Origin of the sequence: Paenibacillus macquariensis (assembly GCF_900156375.1) — a bacterium.
In the GTDB taxonomy this organism is placed as follows: Bacteria; Bacillota; Bacilli; order Paenibacillales; family Paenibacillaceae; genus Paenibacillus_AQ; species Paenibacillus_AQ macquariensis.
In genome coordinates, this window is record NZ_FTNK01000006.1 from 94,240 (window position 1) to 110,026 (window position 15,787).

At 40.7% G+C, this 15,787-nt stretch carries 12 protein-coding genes; 7 read left to right on the plus strand and 5 right to left on the minus strand.

The genetic code is table 11. From position 1 onward, the window contains the following. Positions 1-25 precede the first annotated feature (25 nt). The gene (gene hrpB, locus BW961_RS12865; RefSeq protein WP_068580201.1) at positions 26-2,536 is read right to left on the minus strand and encodes an ATP-dependent helicase HrpB; all 2,511 of its coding nucleotides are present in this window, start codon (positions 2,534-2,536) and stop codon (positions 26-28) included. A 221-nt stretch (positions 2,537-2,757) separates the two neighbouring features. Between hrpB and BW961_RS12870 the strand changes: the two genes are divergently transcribed. Together BW961_RS12870 and BW961_RS12875 are read left to right on the plus strand one after the other, a co-directional pair. Beyond that, complete coding sequence (locus BW961_RS12870) at positions 2,758-4,521, plus strand: sensor histidine kinase (protein ID WP_068580203.1); 1,764 nt, start codon at positions 2,758-2,760, stop codon at positions 4,519-4,521. After that, positions 4,514-6,112 (plus strand): response regulator, encoded by a 1,599-nt coding sequence (locus BW961_RS12875; protein ID WP_068580206.1) that lies wholly within the window; start codon positions 4,514-4,516, stop codon positions 6,110-6,112. Before BW961_RS12870 ends, BW961_RS12875 begins: the two co-directional genes overlap by 8 nt. Positions 6,113-6,209: 97 nt before the next feature. On the opposite strand, the gene BW961_RS12880 is transcribed toward BW961_RS12875, so the two are convergent. After that, positions 6,210-7,631 carry a carbohydrate ABC transporter substrate-binding protein gene (locus BW961_RS12880; protein ID WP_068580208.1) on the minus strand — a complete coding sequence of 474 codons (1,422 nt, stop codon included), beginning with the start codon at positions 7,629-7,631 and terminating at the stop codon, positions 6,210-6,212. A gap of 351 nt (positions 7,632-7,982) precedes the next feature. Here BW961_RS12880 and BW961_RS12885 point away from each other — a divergent pair, with 351 nt between their 5' ends. The 5 genes from BW961_RS12885 (at position 7,983) to gnpA (ending at position 13,625) form a co-directional block, all read left to right on the plus strand. Next, positions 7,983-9,356, plus strand: a complete 1,374-nt coding sequence (locus BW961_RS12885; RefSeq protein ID WP_082867319.1) for a carbohydrate ABC transporter substrate-binding protein — start codon at positions 7,983-7,985, stop codon at positions 9,354-9,356. 94 nt (positions 9,357-9,450) lie between these two features. Next, on the plus strand, positions 9,451-10,344 hold the full coding sequence (locus BW961_RS12890) for a carbohydrate ABC transporter permease (RefSeq protein ID WP_068580210.1): 894 nt from the start codon (positions 9,451-9,453) through the stop codon (positions 10,342-10,344). A gap of 12 nt (positions 10,345-10,356) precedes the next feature. Then, complete coding sequence (locus BW961_RS12895; protein ID WP_068580212.1) at positions 10,357-11,250, plus strand: carbohydrate ABC transporter permease; 894 nt, start codon at positions 10,357-10,359, stop codon at positions 11,248-11,250. Between the two features lie 9 nt (positions 11,251-11,259). Further along, entirely contained in the window at positions 11,260-11,439 is a 180-nt protein-coding gene (locus tag BW961_RS12900) for a DUF6903 family protein (RefSeq protein WP_068580214.1), read from the plus strand. An 11-nt stretch (positions 11,440-11,450) separates the two neighbouring features. Further along, positions 11,451-13,625, plus strand: a complete 2,175-nt coding sequence (gnpA, locus tag BW961_RS12905) for a 1,3-beta-galactosyl-N-acetylhexosamine phosphorylase (protein WP_425298681.1) — start codon at positions 11,451-11,453, stop codon at positions 13,623-13,625. A gap of 89 nt (positions 13,626-13,714) precedes the next feature. Here gnpA and BW961_RS12910 read toward each other — a convergent pair whose 3' ends face one another. From BW961_RS12910 to BW961_RS12920, 3 genes are all read right to left on the minus strand, one after another. Continuing rightward, positions 13,715-14,518: an SDR family oxidoreductase gene (locus BW961_RS12910; protein ID WP_068580217.1), complete on the minus strand. Its 804-nt coding sequence runs from the start codon at positions 14,516-14,518 to the stop codon at positions 13,715-13,717. 139 nt (positions 14,519-14,657) lie between these two features. Beyond that, positions 14,658-15,404 (minus strand): hypothetical protein, encoded by a 747-nt coding sequence (locus tag BW961_RS12915; RefSeq protein ID WP_068580218.1) that lies wholly within the window; start codon positions 15,402-15,404, stop codon positions 14,658-14,660. After that, positions 15,394-15,780 (minus strand): hypothetical protein, encoded by a 387-nt coding sequence (locus BW961_RS12920; RefSeq protein ID WP_068580219.1) that lies wholly within the window; start codon positions 15,778-15,780, stop codon positions 15,394-15,396. The genes BW961_RS12915 and BW961_RS12920 overlap by 11 nt, the downstream gene beginning before the upstream one ends. Positions 15,781-15,787 lie beyond the last annotated feature (7 nt).

Genomic DNA, 15,787 nt, shown 5'->3' on the forward strand with positions numbered 1-15,787 from the left:
TTAATTTTCGAAGTGGTCACCGTCTCTATTGCTGTGGTCTCGTTCGACGTGTAGGTATCGCTTCTAATGGCTTATCCGGCCAATAATGTTTGGGATAACGGCCTTTCAGATCTTTTTTCACTTCAAAATATGCGCCTCCCCAGAAACTAGCCAGATCGGATGTCACCTGAACTGGCCGTTGCGCCGGTGACAATAAATGAAGTGTTAACGGTACGCGACCTCCGCCAATACGCGGCGTTTCTTGTAAGCCGAACATTTCCTGCAACTTCACAGCTACCTTGGGTTGGTCAGGATCACTATAATCAATCGCAATCCGTGATCCACTAGGAACCGTCATATGTGTCGGCGCTTTGGTATCTAACTCTCGTCGTTGATCCCACGTTAGTAGATTCTGCTCGATAATACCATTTAATGACAACCTCTGAAGATCATTTCGATTCTTCATCCCATAAATCGAGGGCAGTAACCACGCTTCCATTGTCGCTAGTAAAGCTTCATCTGTCACTTCGGGCCAATCAGATGGCGTTACTGAGTGCATGAACAACAATCGCTGCCTTAATTGGGTGGATACTTTACTCCATGGCAATAGTTGCAAACCTTCTTCTTTAATACCTTCGAGTAAAGCATGAGCAACTTCTTCTTCCGGCGGCTTCGGGTAGGCTTTCTCTTGGAGCAACAATACTCCGAATAACGACTTGCGACGAGCTTTAACTCCTTGCAAATCTCGGTCCCATAGAATCATGTCCGTCTCTTGAATTAGTTCCTGGTGATAACGATACAATGATGCTTCTGTGAGTGAAGCTGCCAATAACAATCTACCCTCTGACCCACGATCATCGACAGCCGCAGCTACAATATATGGTGAACGGCTCAGAGGCTGAATCATGGACATCTCCACACCACGTCCGCTTGCTAATAGGAATCTTCCGTCACCTCTACCTTGTCCGATCCGATCTGGATATGCAAATGACAAAAGGATACCACACCAATCCGAATGTATAGTCGAAGTTTCGCTTATATTTAGTTTTCTCTGCATTTGGCGCATCTCCTGAATAATACGATGCATAGCTGCCACATCTAGCGAAGAATCATCCAGGTTTGGCATTCCTTGATTCTCCCACAGAACCAATTGATCTATTCTAGTAGAGATATCACTATCATCGAATGCTCTCTTCCCTTTGAAAATATCCCGCTCCTGTAGTAGCGCAGCTAATCGACATGCTAATACGCCACATTGAAGAGGTATAGCTTCTAATATCATATGGGCCATACGAGGATGCATCCCAATATTAGCCATTCGGCGACCATGTGAAGTAATTCGTCCATTTTGATCCACAGCACCAAGTCGCTTCAGAAGATCAACCGCTTGACCAAACGCCATATCAGATGGGCTATCTATCCATCGTAATTCCTTCGGATCTTGAATTCCCCATACTGCAATTTCGAGTGCAAGTGAAGTAAGATCAGCACTCATGATCTCAGGTGTATTAGCACTTTGGAAGGAATCTTGCTCTTCTTGACTCCACAGTCTATAACAAGTCCCCGATTCCGTACGTCCCGCTCGCCCTCTTCGTTGATCAGCAGATGCCTTCGATACCTTCACTGTCGTTAAATGTGACATCCCAGTTCGTGAAGATACAACTTGTGTTCTCATAAGACCACAATCAACAACAATACGTACACCTTCTATGGTCAAGCTAGTCTCCGCTATCGAAGTTGCCAGTACGATTTTACGACGTCCATCCGCTTCTATTCGAATAGCATCACTCTGTTCAGACAAAGGCAACTGTCCATACAACGTCCTGATTACCATGTCATCTGGTAATGACATGATTTCTAACTCACGCTTAACTTTTCGAATTTCCCTTACACCCGGAAGGAACGCCAACAGACTTCCTTCGTGACTCATCAATGCCTGACGAATAACAGAAGACATAGCTTTCTCCATCGGAACATGCGCTGGGTTAGGTACATATACCGTATCGACCGGGAACTGGCGCCCCACACAATGAATGATAGGAGCATCATGTAATAACGATGCAACCACGCTTGCGTCCATCGTGGCTGACATGACTAGAATTCTCAAGTCCTCCCTTAACATCGCTTGTGATTCCATTGCGAGTGCCAATCCAAGATCTCCATGTATATTCCGTTCGTGGAACTCGTCAAATATAAGAATACCAACATCTGTTAGTTCTTGGTCATGTTGCAACATCCGAGTTAGAATGCCTTCTGTTACGACCTCTATCCGTGTCGACTTCCCAACCTTACTATCCATTCGTACGCGATAACCTACCGTTTCACCTACTCGTTCGCCCAATTGAGTAGCCATAAAGTGAGCAGCAGAACGTGCAGCTAATCTTCGAGGTTCAAGCATCATAATCTTCTTGCCTTCAAGCCAAGGCTCATCAATTAATGCCAATGGCACACGAGTTGTTTTCCCAGCACCTGGTTCTGCTATAAGAACAGCTGAAGTATGATGACTCAATTGGTCTTTCAACTGCGGTAATACATCATTTATAGGTAATTCATGCATGATATCTTCTCCAAGTGAATCCCTTGATGGGTTCCTTAATTCGTTTCTTGCCTATTATATAGCCAAGCCACATACAATATCTATAGGTGCAATCGAGTTGAGCTATTTTGTGTATTCTTCAACTATTTTCATATTAATAGAGTGAAAGCGTTATCAACTAATGCTATAATTATACACAATATTACTTTCCTATAAGCTTAATTAGTAAAAGGGGGCCGTCTATGTTACGCAAATTCAAAATACAGCATCGGTTGATTGGAACCTTCTTAATTGTTTCCGTTCTTCCTCTCTTTTTTCTAGGATATTATGCCTATCACCTTTATTCTGAATCCATCAGTGACAAGCTCAGTAAATCTACCTTTCAAGCCTTAACATTAGTTAATATCAATTTACTTGCAGAACTACAGAACTACCAGTATCTCATTGGATCTATTTCAACGAATGAATTTGTACAAGAGAACTTGCCGAGCGGAAATGCTGAGCAAAAGGACCATGAGAATGCCAAGGAAGCAGCTATGGATGCCATTTTTAGAACTATTTTCCCATCACATGCTGTGAACGTAAGTATATTTGATAAGAACCATAATCTTTTTTATGAATTAGGATTTGAGACCATTAATAACCAAGCCTTAGATAAGGCAATGAGAGATGTGGATGCGAATGCTCCTTATGATGGTCTTACTTATGTCAAAACCATTCGGTCGTATGATACCATTGCTCTAGGACGAAAAATACATGCAGTGAATGACAGTTCAATCCCGATCGGTTATGCCTTTGTATTCATCAGCGGTGATTTATTCTCAGATAAAATTCTTGCAAACGTCGATCTAGGGACTGGCTCTAAGCTCATGATTATGGGTCGAGATGGGACCGTGTTATCAGCCAACGATAAGAAGATTCCTGTAGGAACACCATACATAGACCCTGAACTTATCAATCAAATTAAGCAGCACCAAGGGCAAGGCAGTCAATCTTTTTCCGGACAGGTTAATAACGCAGGTCAGCAAATTTCTTACATATATAATGAACAAATCGGTTGGTACCTTATTTCAATGATGCCTTTCTCCTACATTAATTCCGAAACTAGCAAGATCACCATCAGTATGACAGTCATCATCGTTCTTATCGTTATATGTTGTATCGTGATCATTTCTGTTATGAACAATAGTATTGTGAGACCTATAAAGAAAATAATCACCTTTAGTAATCAAATATCCAATGGCAAATTATCAAATCGTATTCAAGATGAGAATGAAGATGAAATGGGTGTGCTATCTCGTAAAATAAATAGTATGGTTGGTGAGATTGAACATCTGATGCATAATCAGAAACTGGATCAAAAACGTAAGCGAGAGTTAGAGTTACAAATGCTTCAATCCCAGATCAATCCACACTTTCTATTTAATACCCTTAACACCTTACGTTGGCTCTCCATAATTAATCAGGTACCCGTATTAAGTAACGGTATTAGCTCTTTATCAGAATTACTTCGCAGCACCATCTTAGACCGCAATGAGGAAATTACGATTGAACAAGAGCTACACAATTTATCGAACTATTTTGAAATACAAAAAATTCGCTATGCGGATAGTTTTCAAGTTGAATATGCTATCGATGATGAATTACGTCATTGCCTCATTCCCAAATTGATCCTGCAACCGGTCGCTGAGAATGCAATTATTCATGGTTTATCTGAACATGGTAGATCCATTAAGATAACAATCAAAGTTCAACGAAGAGATCAATTCATCGATATTGAGATCACTGACAATGGTAAAGGATTTGATACAACTACTTCAAAAAATTATGATAATAATAAGAAGCTATCAGGCATCGGAATAACGAATGTAGATGAACGAATTAAACTCTATTACGGGGAAGAATACGGCTTATTTATAACGAGTGTTATTGGTGAAGGTACATGCTGTAAAATCATCATTCCATACGAAAGTCAACTCAACAAGGAGGCTAATCTTAATGTTTAATGTACTACTTGTAGATGATGAACCTATTGTCAAAATCGCACTTCGGACGATGATTGCTTGGGAGGATCTCGGATTTCCTATATGTGGAACTGCATCAGATGGCATAGAGGCCTTGGGCTTAGTTGAGAAATTAAAACCAGATATTATCATTACAGACCTGAAGATGCCTAATATGGATGGTCTTCAATTCATCAAGGAGTTAAATAAACTTAAATACAATGGAAAGATCATCGTCGCAAGCAATTTTGGAGATTATGAGCTTGTACGTGAAGCATTACTTCTTGGGGCAGTTGACTATATGTTGAAAATCAGCATAAAAACCGAGGATCTTATTGCGCAGCTTCAGAAGACAGCTAGCCTCCTTCAGGAACAACAGCATACATTACAAGAACAGGAAGCTCGAGATCAATTCATGCAAAGTAATCTTAAAAGTGTAAAAAATACGGTGTTGAAAGAATATTTCACAGATACATCTTTTGATCTACATCATTTTTTGCACAATAAACCAATTGTATTGAATTTGAGGGATACCCCCATATATCTATTCTATATCACCTTTGATCTAGACATTTCAGCAGAACACGATGAGAAGACGGATATCTCCATTGCATTTATCGAGAATATGATTCTCGACCTAGTAGAGGCAGGAAATGATATTGAAGTGTTTCAAGTTGAAGCAAACGGCATCATCGCCTTAATCTCAGAACAACAGCTAAATAACCATCAGATCGAACCTATGGACTTCATCAACAAAATTCGTACACTAATTAGAATGTATATTTCACTAGATCCCATTATTGTATATTCTCATGAAATTATGGGCTATGTAGAGGCAAGAAATACATATTGGGCATGTAAAAATGCCCTACATATTAATTTTTACGAACATCATCCAGTTATACAAGTGGATGAAATCGATTTTCAGGAAGATTCGATTCACACAAATTATGTTGATTACTCCATTTCGATTATTAAGCATTGGCAGCAATATGATAAAGATTCGATCAAAGCTAAATTAGAAGCATTTATTCAAGAGTGTAGGCACAATCACATTCATCCGGATGTTGTTAGAACGTTCATCATTAAATGTCTTGATTATATGCCTTTATATGAGAACAAAATCCGAATCGATGATCCAGAGCAATACGAGCACCTCAAGAAAAGTTTGCTTTATTGTAAAACCATTGAACTATTTACAGTGAACGCTATACAAAATTTTGAGTGTTTAAGCTTACTAACTGATACGCCTGACACTCCTGTATTTAAGAAAGAAGTACTAGATGTCATTAACTATATAGAGTTGCATTATCAAGATAAGATAACCTTAGAAATGATTTCGAGTTATACAAATTTCAGTGAAAACTATTTGTGTCGTATGTTTAAGGAACAAGTTGGCACAAGCCTGTTTAGCTATATCAATAATATAAGAATGAATAAAGCTGCAGAATTAATTATGCAAGGTCGCAACTATATAAAGGAAGTCTCTTCGCTAGTCGGTATTAGTGATCAATTCTACTTTAATCGATTATTTAAAAGGCATTTTGGTATGTCTCCTACAGAGTATAAAGCCAAAACTTTGCATACCCACTAAGTGAAACAATGAATACAGGGCTGTCCCATACTTTGGGGACAGCCCTGTATTCATTGGAGCATTCTTATTTTATGAACATGAATTGATTATTTTTATTTCAATGTTTATTTGCTTCCATCTCAGATTGAATCTGAGTGAATGACTTCTCAACACTATCCATCCATTGATCCGTTGTCATCTTACCCGCCATAATTGGAGTCATTGTATTCCTAAATAATTCAGTCTTAATATCGATCTTAGAACCTTTAGGAATGGCTTTCCAATCTTGCAAAATTGTCGTTGCTCCATCATACGCACTAAACATTTCATATACACCAGGTGTTAAGTACGGCTTCGAAAGTTCTTTAGCGTCCTTAAGTGCAAATACACCATTGGATTTCTCAGCAAATAATTTAACAGATTGATCTGTGTAAAGAAACTTCAAGAATTCCTTTGCCAGTTCTGGATTCTTGGCTCTTAATGGAATTGAGAATTGTTCATAACTTGTTAGGATATAGCGCTTATCCCCTTTGTTAAATACGGGTACTGGAATCATACCAAATTCGAAGCCCTCTTCTCTAGGAGAGTTCTTCATTTCATTCTCCATCCAGGTCGCATTAACAATAAATATTGCTTTGCCAAGCATCATATCCGTTTGTGATTGTGTATGATTCAGGTCCACAGTGCCTTCCATTAAATAGCCTTGTGTACCCAGCTTCGCGAATGTATCAAGCACCTTTTTTACATTTCTCGTTTTAAACGAGCCTGGTTCGTATGCGAAAATCTTCTTTAAATGATTAATGCCAGCAGCGTTAGCTAATGAAGGATACATGATCTCTTCCAAATAGTCAGGATAGATACCTTGGTAAGTAAATAATGCTCTTTTTGTCTTTACACCATTCGTGTCGACTAGATAATTCTCTTCTTTCTTCAGTTCCTCATCCAAAGCGAAGAATTCATCCCACGTTTCTGGTAATTTCCATCCTTTATCCCGAAATAATTTTTTATTATAAATCAACCCCATAGGACCTGCATTAAATGGTGCAAGATAAATTTCCCCATCTTGATATGGAGAGAATCTTGTGCTTTCTAACATCCCAGGAAGAACCATATCCTTCAGTAATTGATCCTTATCCAATGCTTTACTTTCAAATACATCACTAATATCTAGCAATCCCTTTTCCTTCACTAAGGATGTCATTAGACCACTTTGCTCAGTATCTACAACGACAAGAAAATCTGGTGGATTACCTGCAACAATTTGCGGTCTAACAACATCTCCGATTCTAGGGCTGTTTGTCATATTAACTTTTACACCTGGATAAGCTGATTCAAATTCACTCACAATTTCATCCCAGTATTCACGTCCGTATCCACCTTGAAATACCGCGATATTCAATTCTTTGTCCTTAAAATCATGTAATGCTTGTGTTCCTGATGGTGGACTAACCGTATTGGTTGAAATTGAATCCTTACTTAAACCAATGAAACTTAATATCAATATCACTGCTAGTAAAATTAAGCTAGCAAATTTCTTCATTAAAGCCCACTCCTAAATTCGTTTCTATCGCATAACACTTCCACTATACGTATTCGTACCTTAACCATACATGAATAAAATAGACTAATCTATGTACAATATTAGCTTCATTGTGAGGTCCATTTCATTTATTAACGTTTATTTAGAGTGAATATTTCGCGAATGAGTCACCAATATTTTAGCATACTTGTACTTTATTGATTATTTTTGCATGTCTATGTACGATCCTATCTACCTCCGTTGAATCTATTGAAATGCAAATATGTAAGCGCTATTCTAATTGTGCGAGAAGTCATTTGAGTCATGATTTCCACATTCGTAAACAAATATAGAAATATCAGGAGGGTTAACATGAAAAAAATTCTTGGCCTGGCACTTACAGCATCATTATCACTTAGTCTTGCAGCTTGTAGTGGAAATACCAACAACAGCTCTAGTCCTGCCCCTAGTGATACAACTACTCCGGTGGCAACTACAGAAACACCAGAGACACCTGAGACTCGCACTTTAAAACTTGCTGCTCTAGAAACCGCTTACGGTGCTGATGTCTGGAAGGAAATCATAGCTGGTTTCGAGAAAGCAAACCCTGGCGTGAAGGTCGAATCTACCATAGACAAGAGTATTGAAGATGTTATTGGACCCGCTATGAAATCAGGCGATTTCCCTGACGTCATCCATCTTGCTGTTGGTCAACCCAAAGGCTTGACAGAAACCTTCGTTAAAGATAATAACCTCACGGATCTTACAGATGTACTTTCGATGACAATTCCTGGTGAAAGCGGTACTGTGAAGGACAAAATCATCCCTGGTTTTACGGATACCACCATTACGAATCCTTATGGTGATGGCAAAACCTATCTGATGCCAATGTTCTATAGTCCTACGGGTCTATTCTACAATGCTGGGTTACTTGAGCAAAAAGGCTGGACTGTCCCTACCACTTGGGACGAAATGTGGGCATTAGGAGATAAAGCTAAGGCTGATGGAATTGCATTGTTCTCCTACCCAACTACCGGTTACTTCGATTCATTCTTCTATGCATTACTGAACGAAGTTGGTGGTCCTGAATTCTTCACCAAAGCGATGCATTACACTGAAGGTGTATGGCAATCTCCAGAAGCAACGCAAGCATTTGACATTATCAATAAACTTGCAGCCTACACTGAGAAAACAGTACCAGCCAATGGAAATAAAGATAACTTCACTAAAAACCAACAGCTCATTCTAGATAACAAAGCAATCTTCATGCCAAACGGCACTTGGGTCGTTGGTGAAATGAGTAAAGCACCTCGTGCTGAAGGATTTAAATGGGGCTTCACTGCTCTGCCTGCTGTAAAAGAAGGCGGTGACAGATTCTCCTACACCTTCTTCGAACAAATCTGGGTTCCTGCAAAAGCTAAGAATGCAGATCTAGCTAAACAGTTTATTGCGTATCTTTACTCAGATGAAGCAGCTGGCGTCTTTGCCAAAGTAGGCGCAGTTCAACCTATTAAAGACATGGCAAGCAAACTAGAAGGTGACAATAAACTCTTCTATAGCATTTATGACAATGGTGCAAAAGCAGCTATGGGAGCATTCTCCACAACTGATCCAGTTGAAGGTGTAAGCATTTCGGATACCGTATTTGGTACAGTGGATTCCCTCGTAACTAAGGCTAAGACACAAGCTCAGTGGGTTGAAGCTATTACGAAAGCAAGCGATGCATTACGCGGGGCGTTGAAATAATTCAAGGCAACGATAGATACGAATTCAATCTGTGAATCATGGTGGCATGCGAAAGCTGCCACCGTTATTTTTACCTTGAGAAGGAGATGGATCAATGGACATCAAGAAAGGACAAGGACGTTTTATTTTCTTCTGTCTTGCTCCCGCCGTAATTCTATTCATTGTTTTTCTAATCATACCTACGATCGATGTCTTCCGTATGTCCACATACAAGTGGGGTGGATATACCGATGACAAAACCTTTGTTGGGCTGCAAAATTTCACTAAGTTATTTCACAGCGATAAATTCTATCAATCATTTCAGAACAGTCTTCTGCTTATCATTGTAGTCACCATTGTTACCTTTGCGTTTGCACTTGTGTTCGCGTCCATGCTTTCTCGTGAGAAGCTGAAAGGACAGGATTTGTTACGAATCATCTTTTATATTCCGAACATCCTTTCTGTCGTTGTTATTAGTGCTATTTTCTCTGCGATATATGATCCGAATAGTGGGTTACTTAATGCATTCCTGAATTTATTCCGTGGAGCAACTTCAGACTCTACACTTTGGCTCGGCGATCAAAAAATCGTTATTTTCTCTCTCGCAGGTGCTATGATCTGGCAGGCCATCGGTTATTACATGGTCATGTATATGGCCAGTATGGCAAATATCCCCGAAAGCTTGTATGAATCAGCTGAGCTCGAGGGTGCTGGACGGATGCATCAATTTTTCACCATTACGATCCCGTTAATCTGGACGAATATCCGTACCACGCTCACTTTCTTTGTCATCAGCACGATCAACATGAGCTTCCTGTTCGTTGTAGCAATGACTGGCGGCGGTCCTGACGGTGCCACTGAAGTGTTCCTTAGCTATATGTATAAAGAGGCTTATACTAACTCCTCGTACGGCTACGGTATGGCAATCGGTGTTATCGTGTTCCTGTTCTCATTCGCACTAGCTGCTATCCTGAACGCAGTCACCAAACGTGAACATTTGGAATATTAAGGAGGCGACAACTTGAAGAATAATAAACTCACACATCATGGCGTCAGTGATAAGGTCTATAAGGGCTTCATCTATGTTGTGCTGATCGCACTGGCCATTATCATTATTGTCCCTGTAGCTTGGGCGTTCATGGCCTCCGTTAAACAGGATATAGAGTTTTATGGTAATCCATGGGCTCTTCCGAAAGGATTCTATCTAGAGAACTTTGTTAATGCTTGGCAGAAGGCTAAAATGGGCAGTTACATGCTCAACTCCGTAATCGTTACAGTGATTGCGCTTGCTCTTCTACTCGTCATTGCCTTACCCGCAGCTTATGTCCTGGCAAGGTATAAATTTAAAGGCAGCGTCATCTTAAATATGATGTTTATGGCAGGATTATTTATCAATGTGAACTATATTGTCGTTCCGATCTTTCTCATGCTCAATAACGGCGATAAGATCGTCCGTAGTTTTCTTGGACACCCCATATTCCTGAATAATCTATTCATTCTAGCTTTGGTCTATGCTGCAATGGCACTTCCCTTCACAGTCTATCTACTGGCTGGTTATTTCAAATCATTGCCTAGGGAATTCGAAGAAGCTGCTTCTGTAGATGGTGCAGGATATTTCCGAACCATGGTTCAAATCATTATGCCAATGGCTAAACCCAGCATTGTGACCGTTATCTTGTTTAATTTCCTTTCCTTCTGGAACGAATATATCATTTCAATGACTTTACTGACTAAGCCCGGACTTCGAACATTACCAGTCGGTCTAATGAATCTAATGGCCGCTCAGAAATCAGCCGTTCAATATGGCCAAATGTATGCAGGACTCGTAATTGTCATGCTGCCAACCCTTATTCTATATATTCTAGTACAGAAGAAGCTTACCCAGGGCATGACCATGGGCGGACTGAAAGGTTAAGGTGCTACTATGAGTGAATCTATGCGAAATTTGTTACGTAATTTGTTAATACTGATTGTCTTTATCTTCGCGGTAGTACTCGTATTTATTGGACAAAAAAACATTGGCGCGTCTGGGCTAGGAACTATGCTGCTGGGACTTGCACTTCTGATAGGTCTACTCTGGTTCTATAATCGCAAATACAAATAAAAGGAGAATTACTGTACATGAATAAAGGACGTGTCACGATTCCAACCGATCTAGATGTGATTTCTCAAACGAAAGAAGTAATGAAGCGTTGGGGTGCGGACGCTGTACGTGATTGCGATGGCACAGACTTTCCCGAAGAGCTACGGGATATCGATGCCAAGGTGTATTCCACTTACTATACCACGCGTAAAGAAAACGGTTGGGCGCAAGCAAATCCCGATGAGATCCAGCAAATGTACCTCATGACACCTTTCTATACAGCTGTTCAATCTAGCCTTTCAATCCCTCTGATGAAGGGACTTTATCTGGATATGTTGAAGGTCAATAGCGAGGACAATATCAAACACTTCTGGGAAGTCATCGACCGTACCACAGGCGCGGTCGTATCGACTGATCAATGGAACTATAATGAAGAAACGGGTAGTGTAGATATTCATACAACACCATTCCATGATTATACCGTTAGTTTTCTAGCTTTTATTATGTGGGATCCAGTACATATGTATAATTCAGTCACGAATGGTTGGGACGACGTTGAACCTCAGATGACCTTTGATGTTCGTCAACCCAAAACACGTGAGTTCACGATGCAACGTCTACGTCAATTTATCGAAGAACATCCCTATGTCAATGTCATTCGCTTTACTACCTTCTTCCACCAGTTCACACTCATCTTCGATGAGCTCGCACGTGAGAAGTATGTTGATTGGTATGGATATTCAGCTTCCGTTAGTCCTTATATTCTTGAGCAATTTGAACAAGAGGTTGGCTATCCGTTCAGAGCGGAATACATCATTGATCAGGGATACTATAATAACAACTATCGTATACCGACCAAGGAGTTCCAAGACTTTCAGGCATTCCAACGGCGCGAGGTTGCCAAACTTGCCAAAGAATTAGTCGATATTACACATGAATATGGGAAGGAAGCCATGATGTTCCTAGGTGATCATTGGATTGGTACCGAGCCCTTTATGGAAGAATTCTCAACCATTGGGGTAGATGCCGTCGTTGGTAGTGTAGGCAATGGTTCCACACTTCGACTGATCAGTGATATACCAGGAGTGAAATATACCGAAGGACGTTTCTTACCCTATTTCTTCCCTGATACATTCTATGAGGGTGGAGATCCTGTACGCGAAGCCAAAGTTAACTGGGTTACTGCAAGACGTGCGATCCTCCGCAAGCCAATAGACCGAATTGGGTATGGGGGATATCTGAAGCTAGCACTAGAATTTCCAGATTTCATGGAATACATTGAAAGTGTATGTGACGAATTCCGTACGCTGTACGATAATGTACAAGGAACAACTCCATATTGCGTTAAAACTGTTGCCGTACTCAACTGCTGGGGTAAAATGCGTGCATGGGGTAATCACATGGTCCATCATGCTCTCTATCAGAAGCAGAATTACAGCTATGCAGGCATCATCGAGACGCTATCAGGTGCACCATTTGATGTCAAATTTATCAGCTTTGAAGATATAAAGAATGATCCCTCCATCCTTAAAGGCATTGATGTCATCTTGAATGTAGGGGATGGCGATACCGCTTATACCGGAGGTGATTGGTGGCTGGATACAGACATCATAACCGCCGTGAAGAAATTTGTTCACGACGGTGGTGGATTCATCGGCGTAGGCGAACCCGCAGCTCATCAAGCCAACGGAAGGTATTTCCAACTTTCAAATATTCTTGGTGTAGAGCAAGAACGAGGTTTCACCCTCGGTTATGATAAATATAACTGGGAAGAGCAGGATCACTTTATTACTGAAGACTGCGCTATAGATGCTGACGGAAATAAGATAATCGATTTTGGTGAAGGTAAGAAAAATATATTCGCTCACGAAGGAACCACTATCCTACGTCAGATTGATAAAGAAGTGCAACTTGCAGTGAATCCATTTGGTAGTGGACGTACAGTCTATATCAGTGGACTCCCTTATAGCTTTGAGAACAGTCGACTTCTCTACCGTGCGATCCTCTGGAGCGCTAACAGCGATCATGAGCTTCATCGATGGTTCAGCGACAACTACAATATCGAAGTCCATGCTTATGTCAAGAATGGCAAATACTGCGTTGTCAACAACACGTATGAACCACAAGAAACCGTCGTCTATCGTGGTGATGGCTCTCGCTTCTCACTCAAGATGGAAGCCAATGAGATCAAGTGGTATGAAATTTAAGACTCAATAGCTACCATGCTGAGCGCACGACATAAAAAGAGTATCATCCTAAAACAAGGATGATACTCTTTTGTATTTTAAATACATGATCACAATAGTGATTCTGCACCATCAATGATAATTTCTGCTCCGGTGATATGACTCGCTTCTTTGGAAGCTAGGAAACTTACTAGATCAGCGACTTGCCTTGGATCACCTGGACCGTCTGCTAAGGGCTGACTTCCTTCCGGAAATTCCACTGGAATGACGATATCCTTTAGCTTTTCTGTTTTTTCCGTACTTTGATCGATATTCGTTGAGATCGCACCTGGACAAATAACGTTCACACGTATCTTATAGCGAGCAAGTTCTAATGCAGCCATTTTGGCAAAAGCGACCTGCCCTCCCTTCGAAGTACTGTATGCAGACATCCCAAAATTAGAGTACGTTCGGTTACCATTGATAGAGCTGGTAATAATAACGCTACCTCCATTTTTTTTGAGGTGCGGGATCGAATATTTCAACGTTAAAAAGGTTCCGTTCAGATTGACACTTAGCGTCTGCTGCCAATCTTCGAACTCCATCTCTTCAATTGGAGACAAAACGCCATTAATTCCTGCATTAGCAAACACAATATCAACGCCACCGAATATTTCGACCGTCTCAAGTACCGCCCTCTCTACTCGCTCCGCATTCGATGTATCCACATCAAAAGCTCTGGCTGCTCCCTCACGTATGCGATTAATTTCTACTTCCGTTTCTGAAGTACGATCGTTTAGAAGATCGAATAAGGCCACATTGGCTCCTTGCTGCGCCAATTTAATCGCAGATGCTTTGCCGATCCCGGAACCTGCACCTGTTACAATTGCTGTTTGTCCTTCAAACCGTTTCGTATTTATGTGTTCTTCGCTCATAAGACCTCTCCTTTTGGTGTACTTGTAATTCAGATTACCCCAAAAGGATGGTTACTTAATCACTAACCTAAAGAAAAAAATCAGATTACATATAAAAAGAACGCACACCCTTTTCTACAAAAAGGATGTACGTCTTCTATTACCATTCAAATTCCAAGAAAGCTGCATCTTCGATTAAACCATCCGTATGCGGTGCGTCAAACAAAATCTGAATCTGTTCATCAGGTAGTCGTTCATCAATAGGATCTAAATCCCGGAGACCATCAGTATGAAGCTGCAGTCTCATCGGCATGCCATACTCCAGACGACTTTGATAAACATGCGGCTCTCCACCCAGTGGTCCTTCAGAAATCGACCAACGTTCTTCCGCACGCATCGTTCCCTTAAAGAACTGACTTACTTCAACGCCATTTCTCCAGAATCTTAGACGAGAATCGCCCTGCCATGCCATCCATATTCGCCCGATAGGATTTTCAAGCGTAGGTAGCTCCAGCCGCCCACATATGTACATTGTATCTGAGGAAATGGGGTTCTGTAACTCCTTCATTGCCACAACCGGTAGATACTCCATATAGGACAGAAACTCTTTAGACGACCAGTCTATGGTCGAATCTAGCCAGTCCAACAACGTATTACCTAAATACCTTGTAGTGGAACTTCCTTGGTTACTTTCACCTACCCCATCACATATAACAAAGTTACATCTATCCCCTTTAATATGTACACTTAGGAAGTCTTGAGCAGATCCACCTTGCAAAGCCGTCTTCTTTGCTCTTCCATAACCATACCTGCATGTCATCTGTCCTTGATACGTTGAGACCTTTTGCTCTTCATTCTGAGAACTTATGTAATGAAACAATTCCACAACTTCAGTGTTAATGATCATAATCACCTCCTATAGGTGAAGACTGCTTAGCTACTAGTGATTCAGGGTCTACAAAAGTCCAAATCTGTGATTTCAATGCTGCTGCATTAAGTATAGTTCGATTCTGATCAACAAGCGTAAGCGTTCGCTCTTCTCCATCAGATCGCTCTGATCTCATCTCTTTCACTTCTCCAGTCATCCATGTCACTACAGAGAGAGGATTAGAACTCACCCTATGTTCATCACCATATCCCGATAGAATATGAGAACTCTCAAGGTCGAAAGATTCTGAATCTTGTTGTTCAATAGGTAGCGTAATCTGATGAATTTGTTCCACACTTTGTTGTATTGGAACACTTACTGTCCGAAGAGCACTCGATTGAATGGTTATATCCATGGATTAT

Coding starts and splice junctions, on each gene's coding strand:
- hrpB (WP_068580201.1), bottom strand. CDS start 2,536: ATGCATGAATTACCTATAAATGATGTATTACCGCAGTTGAAAGACCAA.
- BW961_RS12870 (WP_068580203.1), top strand. CDS start 2,758: ATGTTACGCAAATTCAAAATACAGCATCGGTTGATTGGAACCTTCTTA.
- BW961_RS12875 (WP_068580206.1), top strand. CDS start 4,514: ATGTTTAATGTACTACTTGTAGATGATGAACCTATTGTCAAAATCGCA.
- BW961_RS12880 (WP_068580208.1), bottom strand. CDS start 7,631: ATGAAGAAATTTGCTAGCTTAATTTTACTAGCAGTGATATTGATATTA.
- BW961_RS12885 (WP_082867319.1), top strand. CDS start 7,983: ATGAAAAAAATTCTTGGCCTGGCACTTACAGCATCATTATCACTTAGT.
- BW961_RS12890 (WP_068580210.1), top strand. CDS start 9,451: ATGGACATCAAGAAAGGACAAGGACGTTTTATTTTCTTCTGTCTTGCT.
- BW961_RS12900 (WP_068580214.1), top strand. CDS start 11,260: ATGAGTGAATCTATGCGAAATTTGTTACGTAATTTGTTAATACTGATT.
- BW961_RS12910 (WP_068580217.1), bottom strand. CDS start 14,518: ATGAGCGAAGAACACATAAATACGAAACGGTTTGAAGGACAAACAGCA.
- BW961_RS12915 (WP_068580218.1), bottom strand. CDS start 15,404: ATGATCATTAACACTGAAGTTGTGGAATTGTTTCATTACATAAGTTCT.
- BW961_RS12920 (WP_068580219.1), bottom strand. CDS start 15,780: ATGGATATAACCATTCAATCGAGTGCTCTTCGGACAGTAAGTGTTCCA.